We start from the raw sequence: 23,058 nt of genomic DNA on the forward strand, positions 1-23,058 counted from the left end.
GACATGGTTGAAATCGGCATGGGCAGAACTGCCCGCCGTACTTACGAACTCGACGACATCAACATCGTTCCCTCGCGGCGGACCCGCTCGTCCCAGGATGTGTCCACCGCTTGGCAGCTCGACGCCTACCGGTTCGAGATCCCCGTCGTCGCCCACCCGACCGACGCCCTGGTCTCCCCGGAGTTCGCCATCGAACTGGGCCGCCTCGGCGGGCTCGGGGTGCTCAACGGCGAAGGCCTGATCGGACGGCACGCCGACGTCGAGGCCAAGGTCATCGAGGTCATCGAGGCCGCCGACAAGGAGCCCGAGCCGACGGCCGCGATCCGGCTGCTGCAGCAACTGCATGCCGCGCCGCTCAATCCCGAGCTGCTGGGTGCCGCCGTGGCCCGCATCCGCGACGCCGGGGTCACCACCGCGGTTCGGGTGAGCCCGCAGAACGCGCAGGCGCTGACGCCGGCGCTGGTCGCGGCGGGTATCGACCTGCTGGTGATCCAGGGCACGATCATCTCTGCCGAGCGGGTGGACTCCCACGGGGAGCCGCTCAACCTGAAGACGTTCATTTCCGAGCTGGACATTCCGGTGGTGGCCGGCGGGGTGCTGGATCACCGCACCGCGCTACATCTGATGCGCACCGGCGCGGCCGGCGTGATCGTCGGCTACGGCTCGACGCTCGGGGTCACCACCAGCGACGAGGTGCTGGGTATCAGCGTGCCGATGGCCACCGCGATCGCCGACGCGGCTGCTGCCCGGCGTGAATACCTCGACGAGACCGGCGGGCGCTACGTGCACGTGCTGGCCGACGGCGACATCCACACCTCCGGTGACCTGGCCAAGGCCATCGCCTGCGGCGCCGACGCGGTGGTGCTGGGCACGCCGCTGGCCGAATCCGCCGAGGCACTCGGTGACGGCTGGTTCTGGCCGGTGGCCGCGGCGCACCCGTCGCTGCCTCGTGGCGCGCTGCTGCAGATCGCGGCGGGGGAGCGCCCGTCCCTGGACCGGGTGCTCAATGGGCCCTCCGACGACCCGTTCGGCTCGCTCAACCTGGTCGGTGGCTTGCGCCGGTCGATGGCCAAGGCCGGGTATTGCGATCTGAAGGAATTCCAGAAGGTCGGACTGACCGTCGGCCGCTAGAGGACTTCTCCCGCGAGCTTCTCCGGCGAGCGTCACACCAGAGTCACTGTCGACGGCGAACGCGGCCCCAGGGTGACGCTCGCGGGAGGAGCGCGGCAGGGGAATTAGGCGCCCCTCTCTAGCTTGTTACTTGTCGGTAAGTTCATACTGGTTCGATGGAGCCGGATTTCGACGTGCTGATCATCGGTTCGGGTTTTGGCGGCAGCGTCAGCGCGCTGCGGCTCACCGAAAAGGGCTATCGAGTCGGCGTTCTGGAGGCCGGCCGCCGCTACGCCGACCACCAGTTCGCGAAGACGTCCTGGCGGCTGCGCGAGTTCCTGTGGGCGCCGCGGCTGGGCTGCTACGGCATCCAGCGGATCCACCTGCTGCGCAACGTGATGATCCTGGCCGGCGCCGGCGTCGGCGGCGGGTCCCTGAACTACGCCAACACCCTCTACGTGCCGCCGGACCCGTTCTTCAACGACCCGCAGTGGAAGCACATCACCGACTGGCGTGCCGAGCTCATGCCGCACTACGACCAGGCGCAGCGAATGCTGGGGGTCATCAAGAACCCGACCTTCACCGACGCTGACCGCATCATGAAGGAGGTGGCCGACGAGATGGGGGTGGGCGACACCTTCACGCCCACCCCGGTCGGGGTGTTCTTCGGGGTCAACGGCGAGAAGGCCCCCGGCAAGACGGTGCCTGACCCGTACTTCGGCGGTGTCGGCCCCGCACGCACCGGCTGCATCGAGTGCGGCGAGTGCATGACGGGCTGCCGGCACGGCGCGAAGAACACGCTCGTCAAGAACTATCTCGGCCTGGCGGAACGAGCTGGGGCGCAAGTCTTTCCGATGACCACCGTCACCGGATTCGCGCAGCGTCCCGACGGAGTCTGGGACATCCACACGGTGCGGACCGGCCGATGGGCCCGCAAGGACCGCCGGACGTTCACCGCGCGCCAGGTGGTCCTTGCGGCGGGCACCTGGGGCACCCAGCAGCTGCTGTTCAAGATGCGCGACACCGGCACGCTGCCCAAGCTCTCCGACAAGCTCGGGGTGCTGACCCGCACCAACTCGGAATCGATTGTGGGCGCGGGACGTCTGCAAGCGCGTCCCGATCTCGACCTCACCCACGGCGTGGCCATTACCTCGTCGATTCATCCGACCCCGGACACCCACGTCGAACCCGTGCGCTATGGCAAGGGATCCAACGCGATGGGCCTGTTGCAGACGCTGATGACCGACGGGCCCGGCCCCGAGGGCAGCGACGAGCCGCGCTGGAAGCAGTTGTTCACCAACGCTTCCGATGATCCGCGGGCGATGCTACGAATGCTCAGCCCCCGCCGCTGGAGCGAGCGCACCATGATCTCGTTGGTCATGCAGCATCTGGACAACTCGATCACCACCTATACCAAGCGCGGTGTGTTCGGGAAGCGCAGGATGGTCAGCAAGCAGGGCCACGGCTTACCGAACCCGACCTGGATTCCGGCCGGTAACAAGGTCACTCGCCGCGTCGCTGAGAAGATCGACGGCGTTGCCGGCGGAACCTGGGGCGAGCTGTTCAACATCCCACTGACCGCCCACTTCCTCGGTGGCGCGGCGATCGGCGACAAGCCCGACCACGGTGTCATCGACCCCTATCAGCGGGTGTACGGCTACCCGACGCTGCACGTGATGGACGGCGCGGCGGTCTCGGCCAACCTCGGCGTCAATCCGTCGCTGTCGATCACGGCCCAGGCCGAGCGGGCAACGTCGTTGTGGCCCAACAAAGACGAGGACGACCAGCGTCCCGTGCAGGGGCAGCCGTACCGTCGACTAGCTCCTATCGAACCGAAGAACCCCGTGGTGCCCACCGATGCGCCAGGCGGGCTGCGTCACCTGCCGATCGAGCCGATCAACACCGGCGGCTAACGCTCCCCACGTTCGATGTGCCGACGTGGCGCCCGTCCGGGCGGCTGCTCAGGAGTCGGGAGCAATGCCTTGCGGGTCCGCAGCGCCACCGTGGTGGGTTCGCGTGTGGTCAACGTCAACTCGTCGCCGGCATGCCGGATGGTGAGTTGCCCGTTGGGCCCGTCGCGCAGGGTGTAGGTCACCTCGCGGTGGTCGACCTCGGCGGACAGTTGGTATTGGCGCCAGCGCACCCCGAATTTCAGCCGTGAGATCTCTTCGGGCAGTTGAGGATCCAACGACAGGATGTGCTCGTCGTCGCGCAGACCGCCAAAGCCGGCCACCAGCGCGGTCCACGTTCCGGCCAGCGACGCCATGTGCAGGCCGTCGCGGGTGTTGTGGTGCAGGTCCCGCAGGTCGATCAGGGCCGCCTCCTGGGTGTAGGAGTGGGCCAGCTCGAGGTGGCCGACCTCGGCGCACATGACCGCCTGGGTACAGGCCGACAGTGACGAGTCGCGCACCGTGCGCCGCTCGTAATAGTCGACATTGCGGGCTTTCTCGTCGTCAGTGAACGCATAGCTGTGCCACTGCATCGCCAGCACCAGGTCGCACTGCTTGATCACCTGCGCGGGATAGAGCCGAACGTACGGCTGGTGCAGAAGCAGTGGATAGATGGTGTTGGCGCTGAAGTCCCACTCCTGCAGTCTGGTGAAACCCTCGCATTGCTGGTGCACGCCCAGATCTTGGTCGTAGGGAATGTGCACACTGTCGGCCGCATCGCGCCACGCGGCGGTCTCTTCGTTACTGATGCCCATGGCAAAAGCGGCGTCCGCGTTGCGATTACAGGCCTCGGCGGCCGTGCGGAGGTTCTGTGCGGCCATGAGATTGGTGAACACGTTGTCGCGCACGACCGCGGTGTATTCGTCGGGTCCGGTGACTCCGTCGAGATGCCACACGCCATCGCGGTCGTGATGGCCCAGCGAGATCCACAGCCGGGCGGTCTCGACGAGAACCGCCAGCCCGCAATCGGATTCCAGTGACTGATCCCCGGTGACCGTGCGATACCGTTCGAAGGCCATCGCGATGTCGGCGTTGACGTGCCAAGCCGCGGTGCCCGCCGGCCAGTAGGCCGAACACTCCTCGCCGCGAATCGTCCGCCACGGAAACGCCGCACCTTGCAGGTCGAGCTGCTCGGCCCGCTTCTTCGCAAGATCGAGGATCGAGGCGCGCCAGCGCAGCGCGTCAGCGGCCGCCTCCGGCTTGGTGTAGGTCAGCACCGGCAGCACGAAAGCCTCGGTGTCCCAGAACGCGTGGCCGTCGTAGCCGGGCCCGGTCAAACCCTTGCCGGGAATCGCACGGCGCTCGGCGCGAGCACTGGCCTGCAGGACGTGGAACAGGCCGAAGCGCACTGCCTGCTGGCAGCCCGGGTCGCCGTCGACCTCGACATCGGCGCAGTCCCAGTATTCGTCGAGGTACTCGCGCTGTGTCTGCAGCAGACCGTCCCAGCCGGTGTAGCGGGCCCCGGCCAGCGCGCCGGCCACCTGGTCGTGCAGCGCGGGACGTGACCGCAGGCTCGACCAGCCGTAGGACAGGAATTTCACGATCCGCAGCTGCTGACCGGGCCGCAGCCCGCAGATGACGGTGGTGCGGGCGAGGTTTTCCGCAGCCATGGTGTCGATTTCCACCCGGCCGGGGACCTCGACCAGATGGTCCATCGCCGCGGCCATCATCAGCTGACTCGCCCGGGTGCGGTGAATCAGCAGCGAGCCGTCCTCGGTGGACTCGTGGTGGACTGGCTCCAGCGGGTGCTTCAGCACCGCGGAAACCCGAGGGTCGTTGGACTGCTCGGGTTGATCCTCGTTGGCGACGAGTTCGGATTGCACAGTGACACGGGCGAATTCGTCCACCGCTTCGACCACATACTCGATGGCCGCCACGGACCGTTGCACCAGGGACACCAGCCGCGTCGACACCAGCCTGATCTTCTTGCCCGCTGGTGAGCGCCAGACTGCCCGTCGTGTCAGTGTTCCGGCGCGCAGATCGAGAGTTCGTTCGTGCTCGCCGAGGTCGCCGTAGCGCACGTCGAACGGCTCGTCGTCGACCAGCAGCCGAAGGATCTTGCCGTTGGTCACGTTGACGATCGTCTGGCCGTCTTCGGGATACCCGAATCCGGACTCGGCATAGGGCAGTGGCCGGGTCTCGTAAAAGGAGTTCAGGTAGGTGCCTGGGATTCCGAAGGGCTCACCCTCGTCGAGGTTGCCTCGTAAACCGATGTGCCCGTTGGACAACGCGAACAACGATTCCGACTGGGCGATCTGGTCCAGGTTCAGGTGGCTTTCCCGGACCTGCCACGGCTCGATCGGGAAAGCGTCGCCGTTGATCACTGCTTATCCAGCAGTTGCGCAAGGTCGGTAACGACGACGTCGGCGCCGTTGCGCCGCAATGCATCCGCATGACCCAGGCGATCGACTCCGACGACGAACCCGAAATGTCCGGCCCGGCCGGCAGCCACGCCGGCGAGCGCGTCCTCGAACACCGCCGCGTGCGCCGGCTCGACATCGAGCAGCTGCGCACCACGCAGGAACGCATCGGGGGCCGGCTTGCCGCGCAGGTGCTCATCGCGAATCGTGATGCCGTCAACCCGCTGCTGCACCAGCTTGTCGAGCCCGGTGATCTCGAGGACCTGGCCGGTGTTGGCGCTGGAGGACACCACCGCGGCGGGTATGCCCGCGGCGTGCACGGCCTCCAGGTAGCGCCGCGACCCCTCGAACACGTCGACGCCGTTCTTCTGCAGGAGCTGCTGGAACAAGGCGTTCTTGCGGTTGCCCAACCCGTAGACGGTTTCGGCGGTGTTCGGGTCGGACGGGTCGCCCTCGGGAAGGGTGATATCGCGGCTGGCCAGGAAGGAGCGGACGCCGTCTTCACGCGTTTTTCCGTCGATGTAGGTGGGGTAGTCCTCCGCCCTGTCGAACGGCACGAACGCGGTGTGGGCCCGCTGTGCCCGCCACTCGAGATAGGCGTCGAACATCCCCTTCCAGGCCCGGGTGTGCACCCGGGCGGTGTCGGTGAGCACGCCGTCGAGGTCGAACAGACAAGCCTTGACCTCGTCAGGCAGTCCTAGCACGCGCCACCTCCTGTAGCTCCATTCCTCGCTGTCCATTCCCCTTCTGGCCGCAGAACATGCCTGGATGGACAGGGAGGTCTCATAGGTGGCTGCGCAGGTGATCCGTTAGCCCCCGGCGAAATGCCTGCATCGCAGGTACTTTGGCGGCCAGTCCGTCGGCGCCGTGGTACATCCCGGGCACGGTCACCAGCTCGCACGTGACGCCGGCCGCACGGAGCCGATCGGCATAGTCGACGGACTCGTCGTAGAACAGATCAAGCTCGCCAACACCTATCCATGCCGGCGCCAGGCCGGACAGGACATCTCGCCGGCCCGGTGCGGCGTACTCGGGTGCATCCGACAGCCGTGGTGGGCGACCGAGGTAGGCCGTCCAGCCCAACCGGTTCGACGCCGGGGTCCACAGGAATCGGCCGCGCCCGCCGTGGTCGTCCCGCAACACGGTGCGGTCGTCGAGCATCGGGTAGGCCATTGCCTGGGCCCGTAATCGGATTCCCTCGTCGTGGGCGCGTTGGGCGACGGCAGCGGTCAGCCCGCCGCCCGCGCTGGACCCGGTGACCGCGATGCGGTCTGGATCGATGCCCAGTTCGGTGGCGTTGTCGCGCATCCAGTACAGGGTCGACATGCAGTCGTCGAGGGCAGCCGGGTACGGGTGCTCGGGCGCCAGTCGATAGTCCGGCGAGACGACGACGGCGCCGAGTTCGCGGGCGAGCTTCGCGGCGCCCCTGATCTCCGACTGCGGTGAGCCCACCACCATGCCGCCACCGTGGATGTAGAGCAGTGCCGCCCGGGATGGGTGTGTTGGCGTCAACACGAGCACCAACCGCCCGGCGATCTGGCGTTTTGTCAGGGTGACCCCGGCGCCGGGCGGGATAGGCAGCCGACCGCTCAGCCTGCTGGCCTTCAGCGAGCGTGTGGTGATGTCGACGGCCAGCATCGGCAGCAGCGGGCTGCGCAGCTCGGTAGGCACGGCGGCGAGGCCGTTGCGGCCGGACAGATAGCGGCGCAGCACCAATGTCGTCGTAGCGACGACAGCGACTCCTGCGGCCGCTGGCAGGGCTTTCATCAGCGAAAGGCTACCTGCGGCTGCTGAGCGGGTCGGCCGATCCGGCGCACTAGACTCATGCGCGTGACATCCCCATCGCCTCGTCCCGTGTTGGTGGTCGATTTCGGTGCCCAGTACGCCCAGCTGATTGCCCGGCGAGTCCGGGAAGCCCGGGTGTTCTCCGAGGTCATCCCGCACACGGCGACCGTCGAGGAGATCAAGGCCAAAGATCCGCAGGCCATCGTGCTCTCCGGCGGACCGTCCAGCGTGTACGCCGAGGGCGCCCCGCAGCTGGACCCGGCCGTGTTCGACCTCGACATACCGGTGTTCGGCATCTGCTACGGCTTTCAGGCCATGGCCCAGGCGCTCGGCGGGACCGTCGCGCGCACAGGCACCAGCGAATACGGCCGTACCGAGCTGGAAGTCGTTGGTGGCGACCTGCATTCGGGTTTGCCCGGCACGCAGCCGGTCTGGATGAGCCACGGCGACGCGGTCACCTCCGCACCGGCGGGCTTCGAGGTGGTGGCCGTCAGCTCCGGCGCCCCCGTTGCCGCGTTCGAGAACCGGGCCCGTCGGCTGGCCGGGGTGCAGTATCACCCCGAGGTCATGCACACCCCGCACGGACAGCAGATCCTGAGCCGGTTCCTGCACGACTTCGCCGGAATCGGGGCCAGTTGGACGCCGGCCAACATCGCCGAGAGCCTGATCGAGCAGGTGCGCGAGCAGATCGGCGACGGTCGGGCCATCTGTGGTTTGTCGGGTGGCGTGGACTCCGCGGTGGCAGCGGCTCTGGTCCAGCGGGCTATCGGAGACCGTCTGACGTGTGTGTTCGTCGACCACGGACTGTTGCGTGCCGGCGAGCGTGAACAGGTGCAGCGTGATTTCGTCGCCGCCACCGGTGCCAAGCTGGTCACGATCGACGCTGAAGAGCGCTTCCTGCAAGCACTTACAGGCGTGCATGATCCCGAAGGTAAGCGCAAGATCATCGGCCGCGAGTTCATCCGTGCTTTCGAGGGAGCGGTGCGCGACATCGTGACCGACGGCGCCGGCGAGGTCGACTTCCTGGTTCAGGGCACGCTGTATCCCGACGTCGTCGAGTCCGGCGGCGGCACGGGGACGGCAAATATCAAGAGCCACCACAATGTTGGCGGTCTGCCCGCGGATCTGAAGTTCAAGCTCGTCGAACCGCTGCGGTTGCTGTTCAAGGATGAGGTGCGTGCGGTGGGCCGGGAGCTGGGCCTGCCGGAGGAAATCGTTGGCCGCCAACCCTTCCCGGGACCCGGGCTGGGTATCCGGATCGTCGGCGAGGTGACGGCGTCCCGGCTGGACACGCTGCGCCGTGCCGATCTGATCGCCCGCGAGGAGCTGACGTCTGCCGGTTTGGATAACCAGATCTGGCAGTGCCCGGTGGTACTACTGGCTGACGTCCGGTCGGTGGGTGTGCAGGGCGACGGACGCACCTACGGCCATCCGATCGTGCTGCGGCCGGTGTCCAGTGAGGACGCGATGACCGCCGACTGGACGCGGGTGCCCTACGAGGTGCTGGAGCGCATCTCGACGCGCATCACCAACGAGGTGCCCGAGGTGAACCGAGTGGTGCTCGACGTCACGAGCAAGCCGCCGGGCACCATCGAGTGGGAGTAGCCAGCTTCCCTGTCGCGCCCAGTTATCGGTGAATTACCGTTAACTAGCGTGCTACCTTGAGTTTGCTGTGCCGGGTTCCGGCGCATTCTCGGGGAGGTTTCCGTGGTCAGTCAATGGCGATTCTGGATGGGCGCGGGAATCCTCGCCGTGGGTGCGGGGGCCGTGCTGGCCGGTGGGTCGGCGGTCGCTCACGCCGATAGCACCGCGAGTTCTTCTGCGGCGTCCCATAACCAGAGGCACACGGCGGGGCCGGCCGCGCGGTCGCAATCGGCTCCGTCTGTCGGAAAGACGGTAAAGCGCACCGCCGCCGTCCGCGTGAATGCCACCGCTGCCAACGCAATTACTGATCAAGACAAGGCGATCGCTGAGGAAAAGAAGGCGATCATCGAGCAGAAAAAGGACTTCGGCCAGGACGTGCGGCGAGTCCTGACGACCACCGACTTCTCCGCCTTCCCCCCAGAGGTCAACAACACTCGGTTGTACACCGGCGCGGGTTCTGCCGCGTTGCTACAAGCTGCGTTGGCCTGGAACAACCTTGCCGACGAGCTCAATGCGGCGGCGCAGGGCGTTGATTGGGTGTCCCAGAGATTGGGGTCAGCACCCTGGGCAGGGCCGGCTTCCGCAGCTGTGACAGCCGCGACGTCACCTGTTGCCGGATGGTTGACCTCCGCTGCAGGGAAAGCTGAGAGTGCCGCTGTCCAGGCGTCGGCCGTGGCTGCGGCCTTTGACGCGGCGTTCGCCGCAAATGTGTCGCCGCCGGCGATCGCCGCCAACCGTGCGGTTCTGCTTCAGTTGACCGCCGTGAATTTTCTCAGCGGCAACGTCCCCGCGATCCTCGCCACGGACCTCATGTACGAAGAGATGTGGGCGCAGGACGTAGGGGCGATGCTCGGATATTACGCACCGTAGGCGGCTCGTTAAGTTCTTGAGGCAGAAGCGATTTCGGTGATCGCCTCGTCCAGGGTCTTGTCGAATTCGTCGTCGCTCTGCTGTGCGGTCAGGCCCTCGGTCAGCGCCCGGGAGAAGCTGGCGATGACGCCGTGGTTGCGGGCCAGCCGCTCGCAGGCGTCGGTGCGGGAGTAGCCGCCGGACAATGCGAGCACCCGCATCACCTTGGGATGCTCGACCAGCTCGCCGTACAGGTCGTCGGTGTCGGGCAGGGTGAGCTTGAGCATCACCTGCTGATCGAGGGTGTCGAGGTGGCGCAGGATCGCGGCCTTGAGCTGGTCCTCGGCTTCACCCTTTTCGGGTGAGTGGATGTCGACTTCGGGCTCGATGATCGGCACCAGTCCGGCACCCAGGATCTGGCGGGCGACCTCGAACTGCTGATCGACCACGGCCTCAAGGCCACCGCCGGGCAGCGTGATGACCGAGCGCATCTTGGTACCGAAGATGCCTTTGCCGACCGCACGGGCCAGCAGCTCGTCCAGGCCGTCGATGGGCTTCATCACCTGGGCGCCGTCCTCTTCGGCGGCCAGCCCCTTGTCGACCTTGAGGATCGGCACGACCTTCTTGACGTTCCACAGGTAGTCGGCGGTCGGGCGGCCTTCGATCTCGCGGTCCATGGTCATCTCGAACAGGATCGCGGCGACGATCCGGTCGCCGCCGAAACTCGGGCTGGTGATGATCCGGGTGCGCATCTGGTGCACCAGGTCGAACATCTGCTCGTCGCCGGAGTACTCGTCCTCGGCGATGCCGTAGAGCTTCAGCGCCTTGGGGGTACTGCCGCCGCTCTGGTCCAGCGCGGCGACGAAGCCGGCCCCGTGAGCGACCTTCTCAGCCTGTTCGGTGTTCGTCATGGCATGCATCGTGCCAGGTGCGTTTTCGCCTTGACGCTGTCGGGGGGTGGGTGTTTACTCGTGGTATCGAACATACTTTCGAACACAGTGAATGGCGATCGCAGCTGGAGGTGGGCGATGACGGTGGCGATTGCCCAGGGGAAACGGCAGCTTGACCGCGCTGAGCAGCTACAACAGCTCCGACGCCAGATGGCTGCGGTGGCGGGGAAGGTCGGCGTCGCCCGGCCTGTTGCGGATGTGGCTGATGAGGTTTTACCGGCCTCGGAAAGTTTGCTACCGATCCCCGAATCGCTGGCTGGACCGCTGCCGATGGGGTTGCCGCGCGGTGTGGTCGCAGTGGTGTCGGGGGCCCGCTCGCTGCCGGTGAGCATGGCTGCGGCGGTGACGGCGGGCGGTGGGCATGTGGCCGTCGTCGGGGTGCCGGACTTCGGCCTGCTGGCCGCCGTGGAAATGGGTGCGGACCTGAGTCGGTTGGCGGTGATTCCGGACCCGGGCACCGATCCCGTCGAGGTGGCCGCGGTGCTGATGGACGGGATGGATCTGGTGATACTCGGCCTGGCCGGCCGGACGGTGACGGCTACCCGGGCGCGGGCGGTGGTGGCCAGGGCCCGGCAGAAGGGCTGCACCCTGCTGGTTGCGCGGGGGGACTGGCAGGGCGCGACGATGCGCCTGGATGCGCGGGTGAGCGGTTATGAGACCACCGCAGGTCACGGTGATGCCCCGGTGTCGGGGTCTGGACGTATCAGCCGGGTCCGGTTGTCCGTCCGCGCGCACGGCCGCGCGGCACGATCCAGGGTGAGCTGATTGACCGGCCGGGTGCTGGCGATCTGGTGCATGGATTGGCCTGCCGTTGCCGCTGCTGCGGCGGCCGGGCTGCCGGCGACGGCCCCGGTCGCGGTCACCTTGGCCAACCGGGTGATCGCCTGTTCGGCGGCGGCCCGCGCAGCCGGGGTACGCCGAACTCTGCGCCGGCGCGAGGCACAGGCCCGTTGTCCGCAGCTGCATGTGGTCACCGCCGACCCGGCCCGCGATGCTCGCCACTTCGAAGGGGTGACGGCGGCCGTCGATGAGGTGGTGCCCCGCGCCGAGGTACTGCGGCCGGGGCTGCTGGTGCTGTCGGTTCGCGGTGCGGCCCGCTACTTCGGTTCTGAACCGGCCGCTGCCGAGCGGTTGGTCGACGCCGTCGCCGCCGTGGGTGCCGAATGCCAGGTGGGGATCGCCGACCAGCTGCCGACGGCTGTCTTCGCCGCGCGCGCCGGTCGGATGATCGAGCCCGGTGAGGACGCCGCGTTTCTGTCGGCATTGTCTATCCGCCAGTTATCCGGTGAACCCAGCCTGTCCGGTCCTGGCCGGGAAGAATTGGCTGATCTGTTGTGGCGCATGGGGATCCGCAACCTCGGTCAGTTCGCGGCGCTGTCCCGCAGCGATGTGACCTCCCGGTTCGGGGCCGATGCGACAGCCGCGCACCGTTTCGCCCGCGGCGAGCCGATGCGCGGGCCGTCCGGCCGGGAGCCGGCAGCCGAGCTCGATGCGGTGCTGAACTGCGACCCGCCGATCGACCGGGTCGACGCGGCGGCGTTCGCCGGCCGGACGCTGGCCAGCGCCCTGCACCGCAGCCTGGAGGCGGCAGGTGTGGGATGCACCCGGCTGGCCATCCACGCCGTCACGTCGGGCGGCGGTGAGCTGACCCGGGTATGGCGGTGTGCCGAACCGCTGACCGAGGACGCCACCGCCGACCGGGTGCGCTGGCAGCTCGACGGCTGGCTGAATCGGCGCAACCCGAACGACCGGCCGAACTCGCCGGTGACGGTGCTTCGGCTGCAGCCGGTGGAAGTTGTTTCCGCAGAAGCACTTCAGCTGCCACTGTGGGGCGGTATGGGGGAGGAAGACCGGTTACGGGCCCGTCGCGCGCTGGTCCGGGTGCAGGGTTTACTGGGGCAGGAGGCCGTCCAACTGCCGGTGTTGTCCGGCGGTCGCGGTCCAGCCGAACGCATCACCTTGACCCCGCTCGGCGACGAGCTGGTGCCCCTGGCCGACCCGGACCGGCCGTGGCCCGGTCAGCTGCCTGAGCCCGCTCCGGCGGTGATCCTCGACGACCCGGTGGAACTGCTTGACGCTCAAGGCAATCCGGTTCGGGTAACCGGACGGGGGATGTTCACGGCCGAACCGGCGCAGTTGGACGGTGCGGGTCATCACTATCGGGGTGCGCTGCGTTGGTGGGCTGGGCCGTGGTCGGTGGACGAGCGGTGGTGGGATCAGGGCGAGCAGTCCAGGACGGGTCGGACGGCACGCGCCCAGGTGTTGGTGGACGGCCAGCCAGGTGAGCCGGGATCCGCGCTGCTGCTGTGTTATCGGCAGCGGCGGTGGTATCTGGAAGGCGTCTACGAATGAGCCAGCCACGCTGCTTATCTGTCGGCTTGCAGCCGACGTGCGAACGGGCCGACCCGTTCGATGAACCGATAGAAGAACGCCGCCGGATCGACTCCGACGCCGACGTGCGCGTTGGATTCCCGGCCCCACCGCCGGCTCCAGTCGGCGATGGTCATGCCACGGGTCAGCGTCCCGGTGAGCTCCACGTCGACGGTGGTCGCCCGGGTCTGGACCAGGCCGGGATCCAGGGCTACCGCGGCCGCGAGCGGGTCGTGCAGATGCGCCAGGAAACCCTCGCCCTGATCGAAGTGGAACTCGAAGTAGAACCGCATCGCGTCCTCGAGTGCACGGATCAAGGGGTTGTCGGCGCTCGATCGCGTGCCGCGGGAATCGAGCACGCTCATGGCAGTCGTGGTCGTCTCCGCCGCACCGGCCAGGCGGCTCAGGATCGTCGGTGTCAGCATGATGTTCTCAGTCAGGTTCAGCCCGCATACAATCGGAAGCTGATGCGGCTGAATAACTTTGGCATCCGCGGCCCGCCCCCACGCGTCGAAGACCTCGGCCGCGGCCTCTGGGTCGACGCTGATGTTCCATTCGGCCACCGGAGTCGTATTACCGCGGTAGTCGAAGGCGCCACCCATGATGACCAGCCGCCGTAACAGCGACGGCAGGTTCGGCTCGTCGCGCACGGCGAGTGCGAGGTTGGTCAGCGGTCCGGTGACCAGACCGATCAGCTCGCCGGGCTGCGCGTGAGCGGCGCGCACCCACGCCTCAGCCGAGTCGTATTCGGTGAGTTCACGTTGGTGCGAGGGCAGTTCGGCATAGCCGAGCCCAGCGGGACCGTGGGTATCCTCGGCGGTGCGCAGTGCGGTGCTCAGAGGCTGATCTGCGCCCCGGGACACCGGAATGGCGCCGGCCCGGCAGAGCTCGAGTAGCCCGAGGTTGTTGCGGCACACCTGATCCACCGCGACATTGCCACCGGTGGAAGCGATTCCGACGAGGTCCGCGTCGGAGCTGGCCAGCAGGTACACCAGTGCCATGGCGTCGTCGACGCCGGTGTCCACGTCAGCGAAAACGGGCAGCGCAATAGCCTGGTCTTCCCCGACGCTCACCGCGGTAACGATACCCGTCCCGGCATCAGGTTCCGGTGTGGCGGCGCGGACCGCCCTCGCGGATGATGGCGGCCAGCCCATCGCGATCGGACACACCGAGTTTCAGACATGCCCGGTACACGTGACCCTCGACGGTGCGAACCGAAACCGACAGCTGCTCGGCGATCTCCCGATTCGACGAGCCGGCGGAGACCAGCTCGGCGACTTCGAGTTCGCGCGCTGTCACCGGCAGTGGGCGCGCGGCACCCCGGACGGCGGGCGAGGAGGCACCCCCGCACGAGGACGCGAGACGCATTGCCCGGGTGACCGATTCGATCTCCCGGCGGCGGGCGCCGTGTTGCTCGTGGAATCCGGCGGCCTGTGCGGCAGCGTCGGCGGCCGACAACAGCAGCCCGGCTTGTTCGAAATCGATGCTGACCGCGTCCAGCGCATCCCCGTCGGCGTCGGCCAACGCGGCGGCGTGGCGGGCGTACAGCTTCGGCAGCGGACCGTCGATGGACGCCACCAGCGATTGCAGCCGGTGACTCAGCTTGCGGTCGCCGAATCGGACCGCGTCGTGCAATGCCTCGGCTTCCACCGCGAACTGACCGCTGCGGTGTGCGGCGTCGGCCGCCGCGCGGGACAACTCGACAGCGCGGCGGCCGCCACCGCGTGCGGCAGCGATCCACGCCTTGACCACCAGCAGCTGCGGGTCGAACAACGCCACTGTGGGGCCGGCGTGTTCGGCGGCTTCGGCCAGCACTCGGTCGGCGTCATCCGGTCGGCCCGAGCCGGCGTAGGCGCGGGCAAGCAGGAGCCGGCCGGGCAGCCGCCACGGCAGCGAGTTCTCCGCATTGAGTGCGGCCAGCGCCTGTTCGACGGTCGGGACCGCCTCGGCAAACCTGCCCCGACAGATCGCCACGACGGCCGTCATCATCTTGGCCACCGCCCACCCGAGAAACTCTCCGGAGGACGAGAACTCGCCATAGGCCACCGCACGTTTTTCGGCCTTGTCCAGCTCGCCGATGGACACCAGGGCCAGCACCTCGCCGTAGCGGGCCATCATCCGGATCAGGCCATCGGTGGATCGCTGGGTGTCGAAGCAGCGCTCGGCGATCACCACGAAGTCCGCGCCACGGCCGGCCAACGGCATGGCCAGCCCGGCAGCGAACGCCGCCGTCTCCACCGCTTGTTCCGGCGCCTCGGGATTGGCCAACACCGCCTCGACCATCGCCAAACCTTCGGGCAGCTTGTTCTCGAAGATCGTGAAGGCCGCGTCGGCGGCGTCGACCATCGGCCGCAGAATCGGATGGCTGACCCGAGTCCGAAGCAACTGCATCACCTCATGGGCGCGCGCCACCTCGCCGAGTGACCAGAACACGATCGACGCCCGCGGGATCCCCCACAACACCAGCTGGCTCTCGTCGAGGTCGTCGGGGTCGAACCGGGCCAGGATCTCGTCGGCCTCACCGGGCCGGCCCTGCCACATCAGCGCCCTTGACAGCAGATGCGCTGCCCGCATTCCGTAATCGCGCTCGAATGCGGTGCGTGCCAGTCGTTCACCCAACGGCGCATTGGCAAGCGACACAGCATCTTTGGCGGCCGCGACCAGGAGGCCCGTTTCGGCGGTCTGATCACTGTCCAGATATAGCTGTGCCAGCCGGATCCGGCTGGCCGCCGACGTCGGCTTGTGCCGGTTGAGCACCGTGACGACCTGGCCGCGCAGCATCCGCGCCGACGCGGTGCCGATCTGGCGCAACACCACGTCGCCGTACAGCGGATGGCTGATCCGGGCGTTGAGAGCCGGTCCGTCGCGGTCGATCCGGATCAGCTGGGCCTTCTCCGCGGCATCGATTGCCTGCTCGCCGGCGAGTTCCACCAGCGCGTCGATGTCCAGCGGTTCGCACAGCGCCAGCAGCCGCAGCACCGTGACGGCTTCGGGGTCGGCGTTGTCGAAACGGTTCTCCAGCAGCGTGGCCAATCCCGAGGACACCGTGGTCGCCCCACGCAATTGCCAGACGCCGTTGACCTCGTCCAGGGTGCCGGCTTCCAATGCCGCCTCGACCATGTGCCGCAGGAACAGCGGGTTGCCGCCGGACTGTGACCAGATGACGTTGGCGCTCAGCTCTTCCAGGGTGCCGCCGAGAACCGACTCGACCAGGGCGGTGCATTCCCGCCTGCTGAACGGCTCCAAGTCGATGCGGCGCAGATAGCCGTCTTTCCACAGCGTCATCACCGAGTCGGGCACCGGTTCGCCAGTGCGCACTGTCGCGACGATCGACCCGGTGCGTTCCACCGCGATCTGATGCAGCAGCGTGGCCGACAGCTGGTCGAGCAGATGAGCGTCGTCGACACCGATCACCGCAGGCCCGTCGGCCAGCAGAGATTGCCGCGCCGAGACCAGCAGCTCGATCGGATCGCGGGCGTCGGTGGGTTTGACCCATTGGGCGAACGCGCCGAGCGGGATGCTGCTGGACGACGCCGTGCACGCGGCCCACCGGGCGTTGCCGGGAAGAGACGCGGTGACCGACCGGGCCAGGGTGGTCTTGCCGACCCCCGCAGGGCCGGTGATCACCACGCCTGAGGTTTCGCTGTCGGACAGCGCGGACGTGATGACCTCGTGCTTGGCCGGCCGCTCCAGTAGCTGCCACCCCGTCGCCATGCGAGCAGCCTAAGTGGCGACCCCGCCCGCCGCTGACTCTCGCGCCGATCCGGCTGAGCTCACCAGTGCACGCCGGGCACCAGCCGCACCACTCGCTTGACCGTTCGGGGTGCGCGAAGCCGCACCGTCGGCAGGCGCGGGCCCGGGGATGACGGCCGCCGGACCTCGCCGCGCGCGGCAGGCGAGTCGGGATAGCCCAGGTAGAGCTGGTGCAGCACCCGGCGGGCCAACTTCGGGGTGAAGTACTGGCCGGCGTCGGCCAGGGTCCCCAGCGGCGTGTCGATGCGCACCGGCTTGTCCACCAGCGCGCGCACCACCATGGCCGCCGCATGTTCGGCGCTGATCGGCGGCACCGGGTTGAGCCGGCCGGACGGCGCGATCATCGGCGTTTTCACCAGCGGCATGTGGATCGTCGTGAAGGTGATGTTGTCCGAAAGGGTTTCCGACGCCACCACGTCGGTGAACGCATCAAGGGCGGCCTTGGTCGGTAGATACGAGCTGTACTTCGGATTGCGTGCCTGCACACCGGCGCTGGATACGTTGACCACATGGCCGAACCGGCGCGCCTGCCAGTGCGGCAGCAGCGCGAGCACCATCCGAACCGCGCCGAAGTAGTTGACCGCCATCACCCGTTCGTAGTCGTGCAAGCGGTCGGTCGAGGCGCTCACCGAGCGCCTGATCGAACGGCCGGCGTTGTTGACCAGATAGTCGACGTGGCCGAAGCGGTCGAGGATTTCGGCGATCGTCGTGTCGACGGACTCGGTGTCGGTGACGTCGCAGCTGAACGCGAACGCGTGGCCGCCGTCCGCTTCGATCTCCTCGACGAGCTCCTGCAGCGCTGCGCCATTGCGCGCCAAGGCGAACACCGTGGCGCCGCGTGCGGCGACCGCCATCGCCGCGGCCCTGCCGATTCCGCTCGATGCCCCGGTGATGATCACGTGCCTGCCCACCAGCGGTCCGTCCGGATCGTCGCTGCGGGTGAGCTCGGGGTCGAGGTGCTCGGCCCAGTACCGCCACAACGCGGGGGCGTAGGCCGAGAACTCGGGCGGCTCTATTCCGCTGGCGCCCAAAGCATTTCGGGTCGATTCCGAATGAAAAACCGCGGCCGTCTCAAGGCTGTCGATGGCTTCGGGTGGCACACCGATCTGGGTGGCGGCCATGTCCCGCAACACTTTCGCGCGTCCGCGCACCCCCAGCAGCGGTTCCGCAACGCGGCGGGGTAAGCCACCCCGCAGCGGTGGCAGCCCCGCAGTGCGCGCCACACCGCGGTAGATCTTGCGCAATCCGATCGATTCGACCGCGGTCAGGTGGAAAGTCTGCCCGTCCCGGCCATCGGTATGCATGAGCTGCACCAGCGCCGCGACGACATAGTCAACCGGGACGACGTTGATGTGGCCGATGTCGGGCAGTGGAATCGGGGTCACCGACGGCAGCCCGGCCAGTCGGGCCAGCAGCCCGAAGACGTGATAGGGCCCGGTGATTCGATCCGTCTCGCCGCTACGGGAGTCGCCAACGACCACACCGGTCCGATAGATCCGCCAACGCACATCCGACGACAATCGCACCAGCTGCTCGGCGTCGAAGGCGACCCGGTGCCTGCGGCTGGGCAGCTGCTGACCGACGTCGAAATCGTCCTCGGTGTATTCACCAGCGAAGTCGCCGGCCACCGCAACCGAGGACAGCTGGTGCAGTGTGGCGCCTAACTCGCGGCACAGGGCCAGGGCCGCCTCGGTGTCGGCCGGCCTGCAGTTGATGACGTGGTCGGCGCCGTCCGGCTGGGAATCGGCAGACAGAACCTCGGCGTCGGGATACCGATCAAGAAGGTGGGTGACGACCCGGCGCTCCAGGAACCCGGTACCGCCGGTAACGACATAGCGCATGGGCCATCTTTGATCGGCGATCATGCCGAGGTCAATGGGGCGGGGCGATCCGATCCCGAAACCAGTCGGGCCACGGCTGCTTTTCGAACGTCGCGGCGTCGACGCACACGTGGATCATCGCCGCCTCGGCGATCAGATCCTCGCCGCGGCGGATCTCATAGGTGCTGCGCAGGGACGTGCGGCCCAGCGGATCGAATCCCACCCCGACCACCAGGTCATCATCGAAATGCGCGGGCTGGCGGAACTGCAGTTCGGCCGCGGCCACCACGAAATCGATGCCCGCGTCGGTCAGCGTCTGGTAGTCGCCGAAGATCTCGCGGAGGGCTTCATTGAGGGCCATGTCGATCCAGGTCAGGTAGTGGCCGTTGAAAACCCGACCCTGCATGTCGCATTCGACATACCGCACCCGCAGCGGCATGCGGAATTGTTCGGAACCCATCTCAGAACGCGGTGATGCCGTCCCAATCCACGAGTGTCCATCCGATCACCGGGTTGCCGGTCAGCACCACGCGGCCGGTATTGGGCAGCGGGTGATCAGTCGCCAGGCTGTTCTTGCCGTTGCGCGCGTTCATCAGGGTCCACATCATGATCGAGGCGGCGCTGGAGAAGGCGACGGGCTTGTTGTTGCCGCTGGCGTAGATGCGCTGCACCGCCGCGGTGAACTTGCCGTTGAAGTCGGTGCCGCTGACCGATCCCGGGATGCTGAAGCTGGTGTCGCCGCGCAGCCAGTCGGCCGGGGCCACCATGTAGGTGATCGCGGCCTTATCCACGCTGCGGCCGTCGAACCAGCCCGCCGAGATCTCGTTGAGGCCCGGCAACACGGTGACCTGTTCGCCGAGTTCCTTGGACATCGGGGCGGCGGTCTGCTGGGTGCGGACCATCTCCGAGGCGTAGATGCCGTCGTATTTGTTGCTTTCCAACCGGCTGGCCACCGCCGCGGCCTGCTGTTGCCCGGTCGGTGTCAGTGACGGCCCTGGCACCGAGGTGTCGATGATGCCGCTGGCATTGGCATCCGACTCGGCGTGCCGGATGAACGTCAGCGTGATCGTGCGCTCGCTCGGCGTGGACGAACTGCATGAGGCGAGCAGAACGGCCGCCAAGAGCGCGGCGACGATCGCGACGAGGGTCCGGGTGCGGGAAACAGGCATGGTCCTAGCGTGCACTGTCGACCGCTGTGGCGGGTGAGATTTCCGCAGTGCAACTATGGAGTTTCTCGATCCACGACCCCAGGAGTGCGGCAATGCCCATCGACCCCACGGCAATCGGAGCGGTCACCGACGCTCAGCCCTACCAGTGGACCGATCGCGACACGATGCTCTACGCGCTCGGCGTGGGCGCGGGCACCGACGACCTGCCTTTCACCACCGACAACAGCCACGACATCGCCCAGCAGGTCCTGCCGACCTTCGCCGTCATCTGCTGCCCGGCATTCGGCGCTGCCACCAAGGTCGGCTCGTTCAACTGGGGCATGCTGCTGCACGGATCCCAGGAGATCCGGTTGCACGCACCGCTACCCGCCTCCGGTGAACTGTCGGTGGTCTCCGAGGTCGCCGACATTCAGGACAAGGGCGAAGGCAAGAACGCGATCATCGTGATGCGCGGCCGCGGCACCGATCCGGCCACCGGCGAATTGATCGCCGAGACGCTGTCGACCGCCGTCATCCGCGGCGAGGGCGGCTTCGGCGGGCAGCCCGGTCAGCGACCGGCCGCCCCGGAATTCCCCGACCGCGAACCCGATGCCCGCATTGCCATGCCCACCCGCGGCGATCAGGCGCTGATCTACCGCCTGTCCGGTGACCGCAATCCGCTGCACAGCGATCCGTGGTTCGCCCGCGAGCTGGCCGGTTTCGACACGCCGATCCTGCACGGGCTGTGCACCTACGGATTTGCCGGGCGCGCACTGCTTTCCGAGCTTGCCGGCAACGACGCGTCAAAGCTCACCGCGGTCAGCGCACGGTTCTCGGCGCCGGTCTTCCCTGGTGAGACGTTGACGACGTCGATCTGGCGCACCGAGCCGGGGCGGGCGGTCTATCGCACCGAGGCCAGTGGGCCGGACGGCTCCAACACCCGGGTTGTGCTCGACGACGGCTCGGCTGAGTACTCGAACTGATCGCGGCGGCCGTCGCGCCGACGGTCAACCGACCACGCCGCCAACGAGGTGGCCGATGCCGAACGTGATCGCCATCGCCAGCGCGCCGCCGATGACCACCCGATAGACCGCACGTCGTGGGTGGGCGCCGCCGAGGCGCGCACTGATCACGCCGGTGACGGCAAGGGCGATCAACACGGCGATGAACGTGATCGGCACCCGCATCGACGGCGGCGGTAACAGGATCGCGAGCAGCGGCAGTAGGGCACCGACGGTGAACGCGATCGCCGAGGAGATCGCGGCTTGCCACGGGTTGGTCAATTCCTCGGGGTCGAGGCGTAGTTCGGCGTCGACGTGGGCGGCGAACGCGTCGTGGTCGGTGAGTTCCTCGGCCACGGTCCGCGCGGTCGCCGGGGTCAGGCCCTTGGCCTCGTAAAGCGCTGCGAGCTCGTCGAGTTCGGCTGCCGGGTCGGTCGCCAGCTCGCGACGTTCGAGCGTGAGCATCGCGTTCTCGGAGTCACGCTGGGTGCTGACCGACACATACTCGCCGACGGCCATCGACAGCGCCCCAGCGGCCAGCGCCGCGATTCCGGCGGTGACGATCGGTCCGCGTTCGGTCGATGCCGCCGCCACCCCGACGACGATGCCGGCCACCGAGACGATCCCGTCGTTGGCCCCGAGCACTCCGGCGCGCAACCAATTCAGCCGGCTGCCGAACGCACCGTGGTGCGGTTCGTAGGGGTGCGCCGGCAGGTCCGGAGGCGTTGTCACGTGTGCAGCGTAGGACTTTCGCCATAGGCCTGCGCGATGTCTTGCGAACCTGCCCAGCCGGAGTACGTCGGCCGCTGCGGCCAGCCGTCGGGGGAGTCCTGCCATTCCTCCTGGCGACCCCACGGCAGCAGGTCGATGAGCGCGAACGAGTGACTGAGCTGTTCGGTGCCGCGGCCGTTGGTGTGCCAGGTGCGGTAGACGGTGTCACCGTCACGCACAAAGACGTTGACCCCGAACCCCTCACCCGGGGCGGCGTCGACATCGGCGCCGAAGGAACTGTCCGACGACGAGTACCAGTCCATCTTGTTGCCCACTTTGGCCTTGTACGCCAACGCTTCTCGGATGGGCCCGTTGGTGACGATGACGAAGCGAGCGTCGTAGTTGTCCAGGAAATCCAGCCGGGTGAACTGTGAGGTGAACCCGGTACATCCCGGGCACTGCCATTCTTCGCCGTCGGTCCACATGTGGTTGTAGACGATCAGTTGGGAACGCCCGTCGAACACGTCGGCCAGCGAGACCGGCCCGTCGGCGCCGACGAGGGTGTACTCGGGCAGCTGGACCATCGGCAGGCGACGGCGTTGCGCGGCTATTGCGTCGAGTTCACGGGTGGCGGCCTTCTCCCGCTTGCGGAGTTCGTCGAGTGCGGCGCGCCAGGTCTGCTGGTCGACTACCGGGGGCAGGGCGGACATGTGAGGCTCCTTGTCGTCGGGTTCCTTCACAAGGATTGACTCGCCCCGCCCTCGTTAGTCATCGCACCTAGCCGCGCTTGCTGTGCCGGGCGCCGCCATTACTGGCTTTAGCGGACACCGCCTTGCGGCTACTCGCTGGCGCCTTGGGCTTCGCCCGGGTCGACGATGCCGTGGCCGACTTCGCGGCGGCGGCCTTCTTGAACGGCAGCCCCGCAGGCGGTGTGGTGTAGATCGCCTTGGCCAGCGCATTGCGGACGATGAGCCCAAAACCGATCGGACCAATCTGGCCAAGCAGACCCGCCGGACTGTTGAGGGCGACGTCGAGGAATATCGCGGGTGCGAAGAGCAACCCGGCCAGCGGATTGGGGGCAGCGCCGATGGACTCGAGCGCTAGCTGGGTGGCGACAAACGGTACTTTCAGCCCCTCGCCGATGACCTCGGGCAGGGCAGACAAGACCTGAACGGCGATAGTCCCGACGCCCTGCAGATGGGTGACAATCTCACCCGGGATTTGGCCACCTTTGCCGGTGAGCAGCTGTGCCACGTAGATGACCTGGTTCAGCACCAGCTGCGTGGCGACCGGGGCGAGGGGAAGGGTCGGGGAGGGCAGCGGGTAGTTGTTGTCCGTTCCGAGGAACATCTTCGTGAGCCCAACAACACTCATGCGTGTGTGGTTTGCCAGGTCGGACCAGGCATCAGTGAGCTGAACCGCCTGAGTGGAGACGCGGGCTGCCGAGATGGCGGGCGTGTGCAGTTCGGGCGGTGCGACCGAGATCGGTGCCAGGGCCAGTGCCCCGGCGGTGGTCATGGCGGCGACGGCGAGCATCGGACGACGGGCGGCGCGTTGCATACGAGTTTCTCCTTGGTGGGCGATGGCGCCGACGACCGGGCATCGTCG

General features: G+C 67.6%; 19 protein-coding genes. 7 read left to right on the forward strand and 12 right to left on the reverse strand.

Translation table 11 applies throughout. The annotated features are described in order from the left end of the window. Positions 1 to 3: 3 nt before the first annotated feature. Both SLQ31_RS07005 and SLQ31_RS07010 read left to right on the forward strand, forming a co-directional pair. Complete coding sequence (locus SLQ31_RS07005; protein WP_319432916.1) at positions 4 to 1,131, forward strand: GuaB3 family IMP dehydrogenase-related protein; 1,128 nt, start codon at positions 4 to 6, stop codon at positions 1,129 to 1,131. A gap of 155 nt (positions 1,132 to 1,286) precedes the next feature. Continuing rightward, complete coding sequence (locus tag SLQ31_RS07010) at positions 1,287 to 3,023, forward strand: GMC family oxidoreductase (RefSeq protein WP_319430936.1); 1,737 nt, start codon at positions 1,287 to 1,289, stop codon at positions 3,021 to 3,023. On the opposite strand, the gene SLQ31_RS07015 is transcribed toward SLQ31_RS07010, so the two are convergent. From SLQ31_RS07015 to SLQ31_RS07025, 3 genes are read right to left on the reverse strand one after another with little or no spacing between them, the layout of a single operon-like run. Beyond that, on the reverse strand, positions 3,020 to 5,383 hold the full coding sequence (locus SLQ31_RS07015; RefSeq protein ID WP_319430938.1) for a glycoside hydrolase family 65 protein: 2,364 nt from the start codon (positions 5,381 to 5,383) through the stop codon (positions 3,020 to 3,022). The genes SLQ31_RS07010 and SLQ31_RS07015 overlap by 4 nt on opposite strands. Then, positions 5,380 to 6,159: a beta-phosphoglucomutase family hydrolase gene (locus SLQ31_RS07020; protein ID WP_319430940.1), complete on the reverse strand. Its 780-nt coding sequence runs from the start codon at positions 6,157 to 6,159 to the stop codon at positions 5,380 to 5,382. Before SLQ31_RS07020 ends, SLQ31_RS07015 begins: the two co-directional genes overlap by 4 nt. 43 nt (positions 6,160 to 6,202) lie before the next feature. Beyond that, a complete protein-coding gene (locus SLQ31_RS07025; RefSeq protein ID WP_319430942.1) occupies positions 6,203 to 7,186 on the reverse strand; it encodes an alpha/beta hydrolase in 984 nt (327 codons plus the stop codon). Between the two features lie 57 nt (positions 7,187 to 7,243). On the opposite strand from SLQ31_RS07025, the gene guaA reads away from it, so the two are divergent. Both guaA and SLQ31_RS07035 read left to right on the forward strand, forming a co-directional pair. Further along, positions 7,244 to 8,809 carry a glutamine-hydrolyzing GMP synthase gene (guaA, locus tag SLQ31_RS07030; RefSeq protein ID WP_319430943.1) on the forward strand — a complete coding sequence of 522 codons (1,566 nt, stop codon included), beginning with the start codon at positions 7,244 to 7,246 and terminating at the stop codon, positions 8,807 to 8,809. Positions 8,810 to 9,124: 315 nt separating this feature from the next. After that, on the forward strand, positions 9,125 to 9,718 hold the full coding sequence (locus tag SLQ31_RS07035; protein ID WP_319430945.1) for a PPE family protein: 594 nt from the start codon (positions 9,125 to 9,127) through the stop codon (positions 9,716 to 9,718). Between the two features lie 8 nt (positions 9,719 to 9,726). On the opposite strand, the gene SLQ31_RS07040 is transcribed toward SLQ31_RS07035, so the two are convergent. Then, a complete protein-coding gene (locus SLQ31_RS07040) occupies positions 9,727 to 10,617 on the reverse strand; it encodes a fructose bisphosphate aldolase (protein ID WP_319430947.1) in 891 nt (296 codons plus the stop codon). A gap of 108 nt (positions 10,618 to 10,725) precedes the next feature. Between SLQ31_RS07040 and SLQ31_RS07045 the strand changes: the two genes are divergently transcribed. Together SLQ31_RS07045 and SLQ31_RS07050 are read left to right on the forward strand one after the other, a co-directional pair. Beyond that, on the forward strand, positions 10,726 to 11,412 hold the full coding sequence (locus tag SLQ31_RS07045; protein ID WP_319430949.1) for a hypothetical protein: 687 nt from the start codon (positions 10,726 to 10,728) through the stop codon (positions 11,410 to 11,412). 30 nt (positions 11,413 to 11,442) lie between these two features. Next, positions 11,443 to 12,999 (forward strand): DNA polymerase Y family protein, encoded by a 1,557-nt coding sequence (locus SLQ31_RS07050; RefSeq protein WP_319432918.1) that lies wholly within the window; start codon positions 11,443 to 11,445, stop codon positions 12,997 to 12,999. 14 nt (positions 13,000 to 13,013) lie between these two features. Here the strand turns inward: SLQ31_RS07050 and SLQ31_RS07055 are convergent, their stop codons facing one another. Genes SLQ31_RS07055 through SLQ31_RS07075 form a run of 5 tightly spaced genes read right to left on the reverse strand, consistent with a single transcriptional unit; the run spans position 13,014 to position 19,759 of the window. Continuing rightward, positions 13,014 to 14,066 carry a nucleoside hydrolase gene (locus SLQ31_RS07055; RefSeq protein WP_413641911.1) on the reverse strand — a complete coding sequence of 351 codons (1,053 nt, stop codon included), beginning with the start codon at positions 14,064 to 14,066 and terminating at the stop codon, positions 13,014 to 13,016. A 49-nt stretch (positions 14,067 to 14,115) separates the two neighbouring features. Continuing rightward, the gene (locus tag SLQ31_RS07060) at positions 14,116 to 16,731 is read right to left on the reverse strand and encodes a LuxR C-terminal-related transcriptional regulator (RefSeq protein WP_319430954.1); all 2,616 of its coding nucleotides are present in this window, start codon (positions 16,729 to 16,731) and stop codon (positions 14,116 to 14,118) included. 59 nt (positions 16,732 to 16,790) lie between these two features. Beyond that, the gene (locus SLQ31_RS07065; protein WP_319430955.1) at positions 16,791 to 18,611 is read right to left on the reverse strand and encodes an SDR family oxidoreductase; all 1,821 of its coding nucleotides are present in this window, start codon (positions 18,609 to 18,611) and stop codon (positions 16,791 to 16,793) included. 31 nt (positions 18,612 to 18,642) lie between these two features. Continuing rightward, entirely contained in the window at positions 18,643 to 19,050 is a 408-nt protein-coding gene (locus tag SLQ31_RS07070; protein WP_319430956.1) for a thioesterase family protein, read from the reverse strand. Between the two features lies 1 nt (position 19,051). Next, the gene (locus SLQ31_RS07075) at positions 19,052 to 19,759 is read right to left on the reverse strand and encodes a histidine phosphatase family protein (protein WP_319430958.1); all 708 of its coding nucleotides are present in this window, start codon (positions 19,757 to 19,759) and stop codon (positions 19,052 to 19,054) included. A 92-nt stretch (positions 19,760 to 19,851) separates the two neighbouring features. On the opposite strand from SLQ31_RS07075, the gene SLQ31_RS07080 reads away from it, so the two are divergent. Then, positions 19,852 to 20,721 carry a MaoC family dehydratase gene (locus SLQ31_RS07080; RefSeq protein WP_319430960.1) on the forward strand — a complete coding sequence of 290 codons (870 nt, stop codon included), beginning with the start codon at positions 19,852 to 19,854 and terminating at the stop codon, positions 20,719 to 20,721. Between the two features lie 24 nt (positions 20,722 to 20,745). On the opposite strand, the gene SLQ31_RS07085 is transcribed toward SLQ31_RS07080, so the two are convergent. The 3 genes from SLQ31_RS07085 to SLQ31_RS07095 all read right to left on the reverse strand — a co-directional run bounded on the left by SLQ31_RS07085 (position 20,746) and on the right by SLQ31_RS07095 (position 23,010). Further along, positions 20,746 to 21,471 (reverse strand): VIT family protein, encoded by a 726-nt coding sequence (locus tag SLQ31_RS07085; protein WP_319430962.1) that lies wholly within the window; start codon positions 21,469 to 21,471, stop codon positions 20,746 to 20,748. Further along, the gene (locus tag SLQ31_RS07090) at positions 21,468 to 22,160 is read right to left on the reverse strand and encodes a DUF899 domain-containing protein (protein ID WP_319430964.1); all 693 of its coding nucleotides are present in this window, start codon (positions 22,158 to 22,160) and stop codon (positions 21,468 to 21,470) included. The genes SLQ31_RS07085 and SLQ31_RS07090 overlap by 4 nt, the downstream gene beginning before the upstream one ends. Positions 22,161 to 22,227: 67 nt before the next feature. After that, a complete protein-coding gene (locus tag SLQ31_RS07095) occupies positions 22,228 to 23,010 on the reverse strand; it encodes a hypothetical protein (protein ID WP_319430966.1) in 783 nt (260 codons plus the stop codon). Positions 23,011 to 23,058 lie beyond the last annotated feature (48 nt).

Origin of the sequence: Mycobacterium sp. RTGN5 (assembly GCF_033804465.1) — a bacterium.
Lineage (GTDB): Bacteria > Actinomycetota > Actinomycetes > Mycobacteriales > Mycobacteriaceae > Mycobacterium.

What these genes read in the sequence shown, in the direction of transcription:
- SLQ31_RS07020 (WP_319430940.1), bottom strand. Translation starts at nt 6,159, where the DNA reads ATGGACAGCGAGGAATGGAGCTACAGGAGGTGGCGCGTGCTAGGACTG.
- SLQ31_RS07065 (WP_319430955.1), bottom strand. Translation starts at nt 18,611, where the DNA reads ATGCGCTATGTCGTTACCGGCGGTACCGGGTTCCTGGAGCGCCGGGTC.
- SLQ31_RS07010 (WP_319430936.1), top strand. Translation starts at nt 1,287, where the DNA reads ATGGAGCCGGATTTCGACGTGCTGATCATCGGTTCGGGTTTTGGCGGC.
- SLQ31_RS07025 (WP_319430942.1), bottom strand. Translation starts at nt 7,186, where the DNA reads ATGAAAGCCCTGCCAGCGGCCGCAGGAGTCGCTGTCGTCGCTACGACG.
- guaA (WP_319430943.1), top strand. Translation starts at nt 7,244, where the DNA reads ATGCGCGTGACATCCCCATCGCCTCGTCCCGTGTTGGTGGTCGATTTC.
- SLQ31_RS07040 (WP_319430947.1), bottom strand. Translation starts at nt 10,617, where the DNA reads ATGCATGCCATGACGAACACCGAACAGGCTGAGAAGGTCGCTCACGGG.
- SLQ31_RS07090 (WP_319430964.1), bottom strand. Translation starts at nt 22,160, where the DNA reads ATGTCCGCCCTGCCCCCGGTAGTCGACCAGCAGACCTGGCGCGCCGCA.
- SLQ31_RS07070 (WP_319430956.1), bottom strand. Translation starts at nt 19,050, where the DNA reads ATGGGTTCCGAACAATTCCGCATGCCGCTGCGGGTGCGGTATGTCGAA.
- SLQ31_RS07050 (WP_319432918.1), top strand. Translation starts at nt 11,443, where the DNA reads ATGGATTGGCCTGCCGTTGCCGCTGCTGCGGCGGCCGGGCTGCCGGCG.
- SLQ31_RS07095 (WP_319430966.1), bottom strand. Translation starts at nt 23,010, where the DNA reads ATGCAACGCGCCGCCCGTCGTCCGATGCTCGCCGTCGCCGCCATGACC.
- SLQ31_RS07080 (WP_319430960.1), top strand. Translation starts at nt 19,852, where the DNA reads ATGCCCATCGACCCCACGGCAATCGGAGCGGTCACCGACGCTCAGCCC.
- SLQ31_RS07005 (WP_319432916.1), top strand. Translation starts at nt 4, where the DNA reads ATGGTTGAAATCGGCATGGGCAGAACTGCCCGCCGTACTTACGAACTC.
- SLQ31_RS07060 (WP_319430954.1), bottom strand. Translation starts at nt 16,731, where the DNA reads ATGGCGACGGGGTGGCAGCTACTGGAGCGGCCGGCCAAGCACGAGGTC.
- SLQ31_RS07045 (WP_319430949.1), top strand. Translation starts at nt 10,726, where the DNA reads ATGACGGTGGCGATTGCCCAGGGGAAACGGCAGCTTGACCGCGCTGAG.
- SLQ31_RS07075 (WP_319430958.1), bottom strand. Translation starts at nt 19,759, where the DNA reads ATGCCTGTTTCCCGCACCCGGACCCTCGTCGCGATCGTCGCCGCGCTC.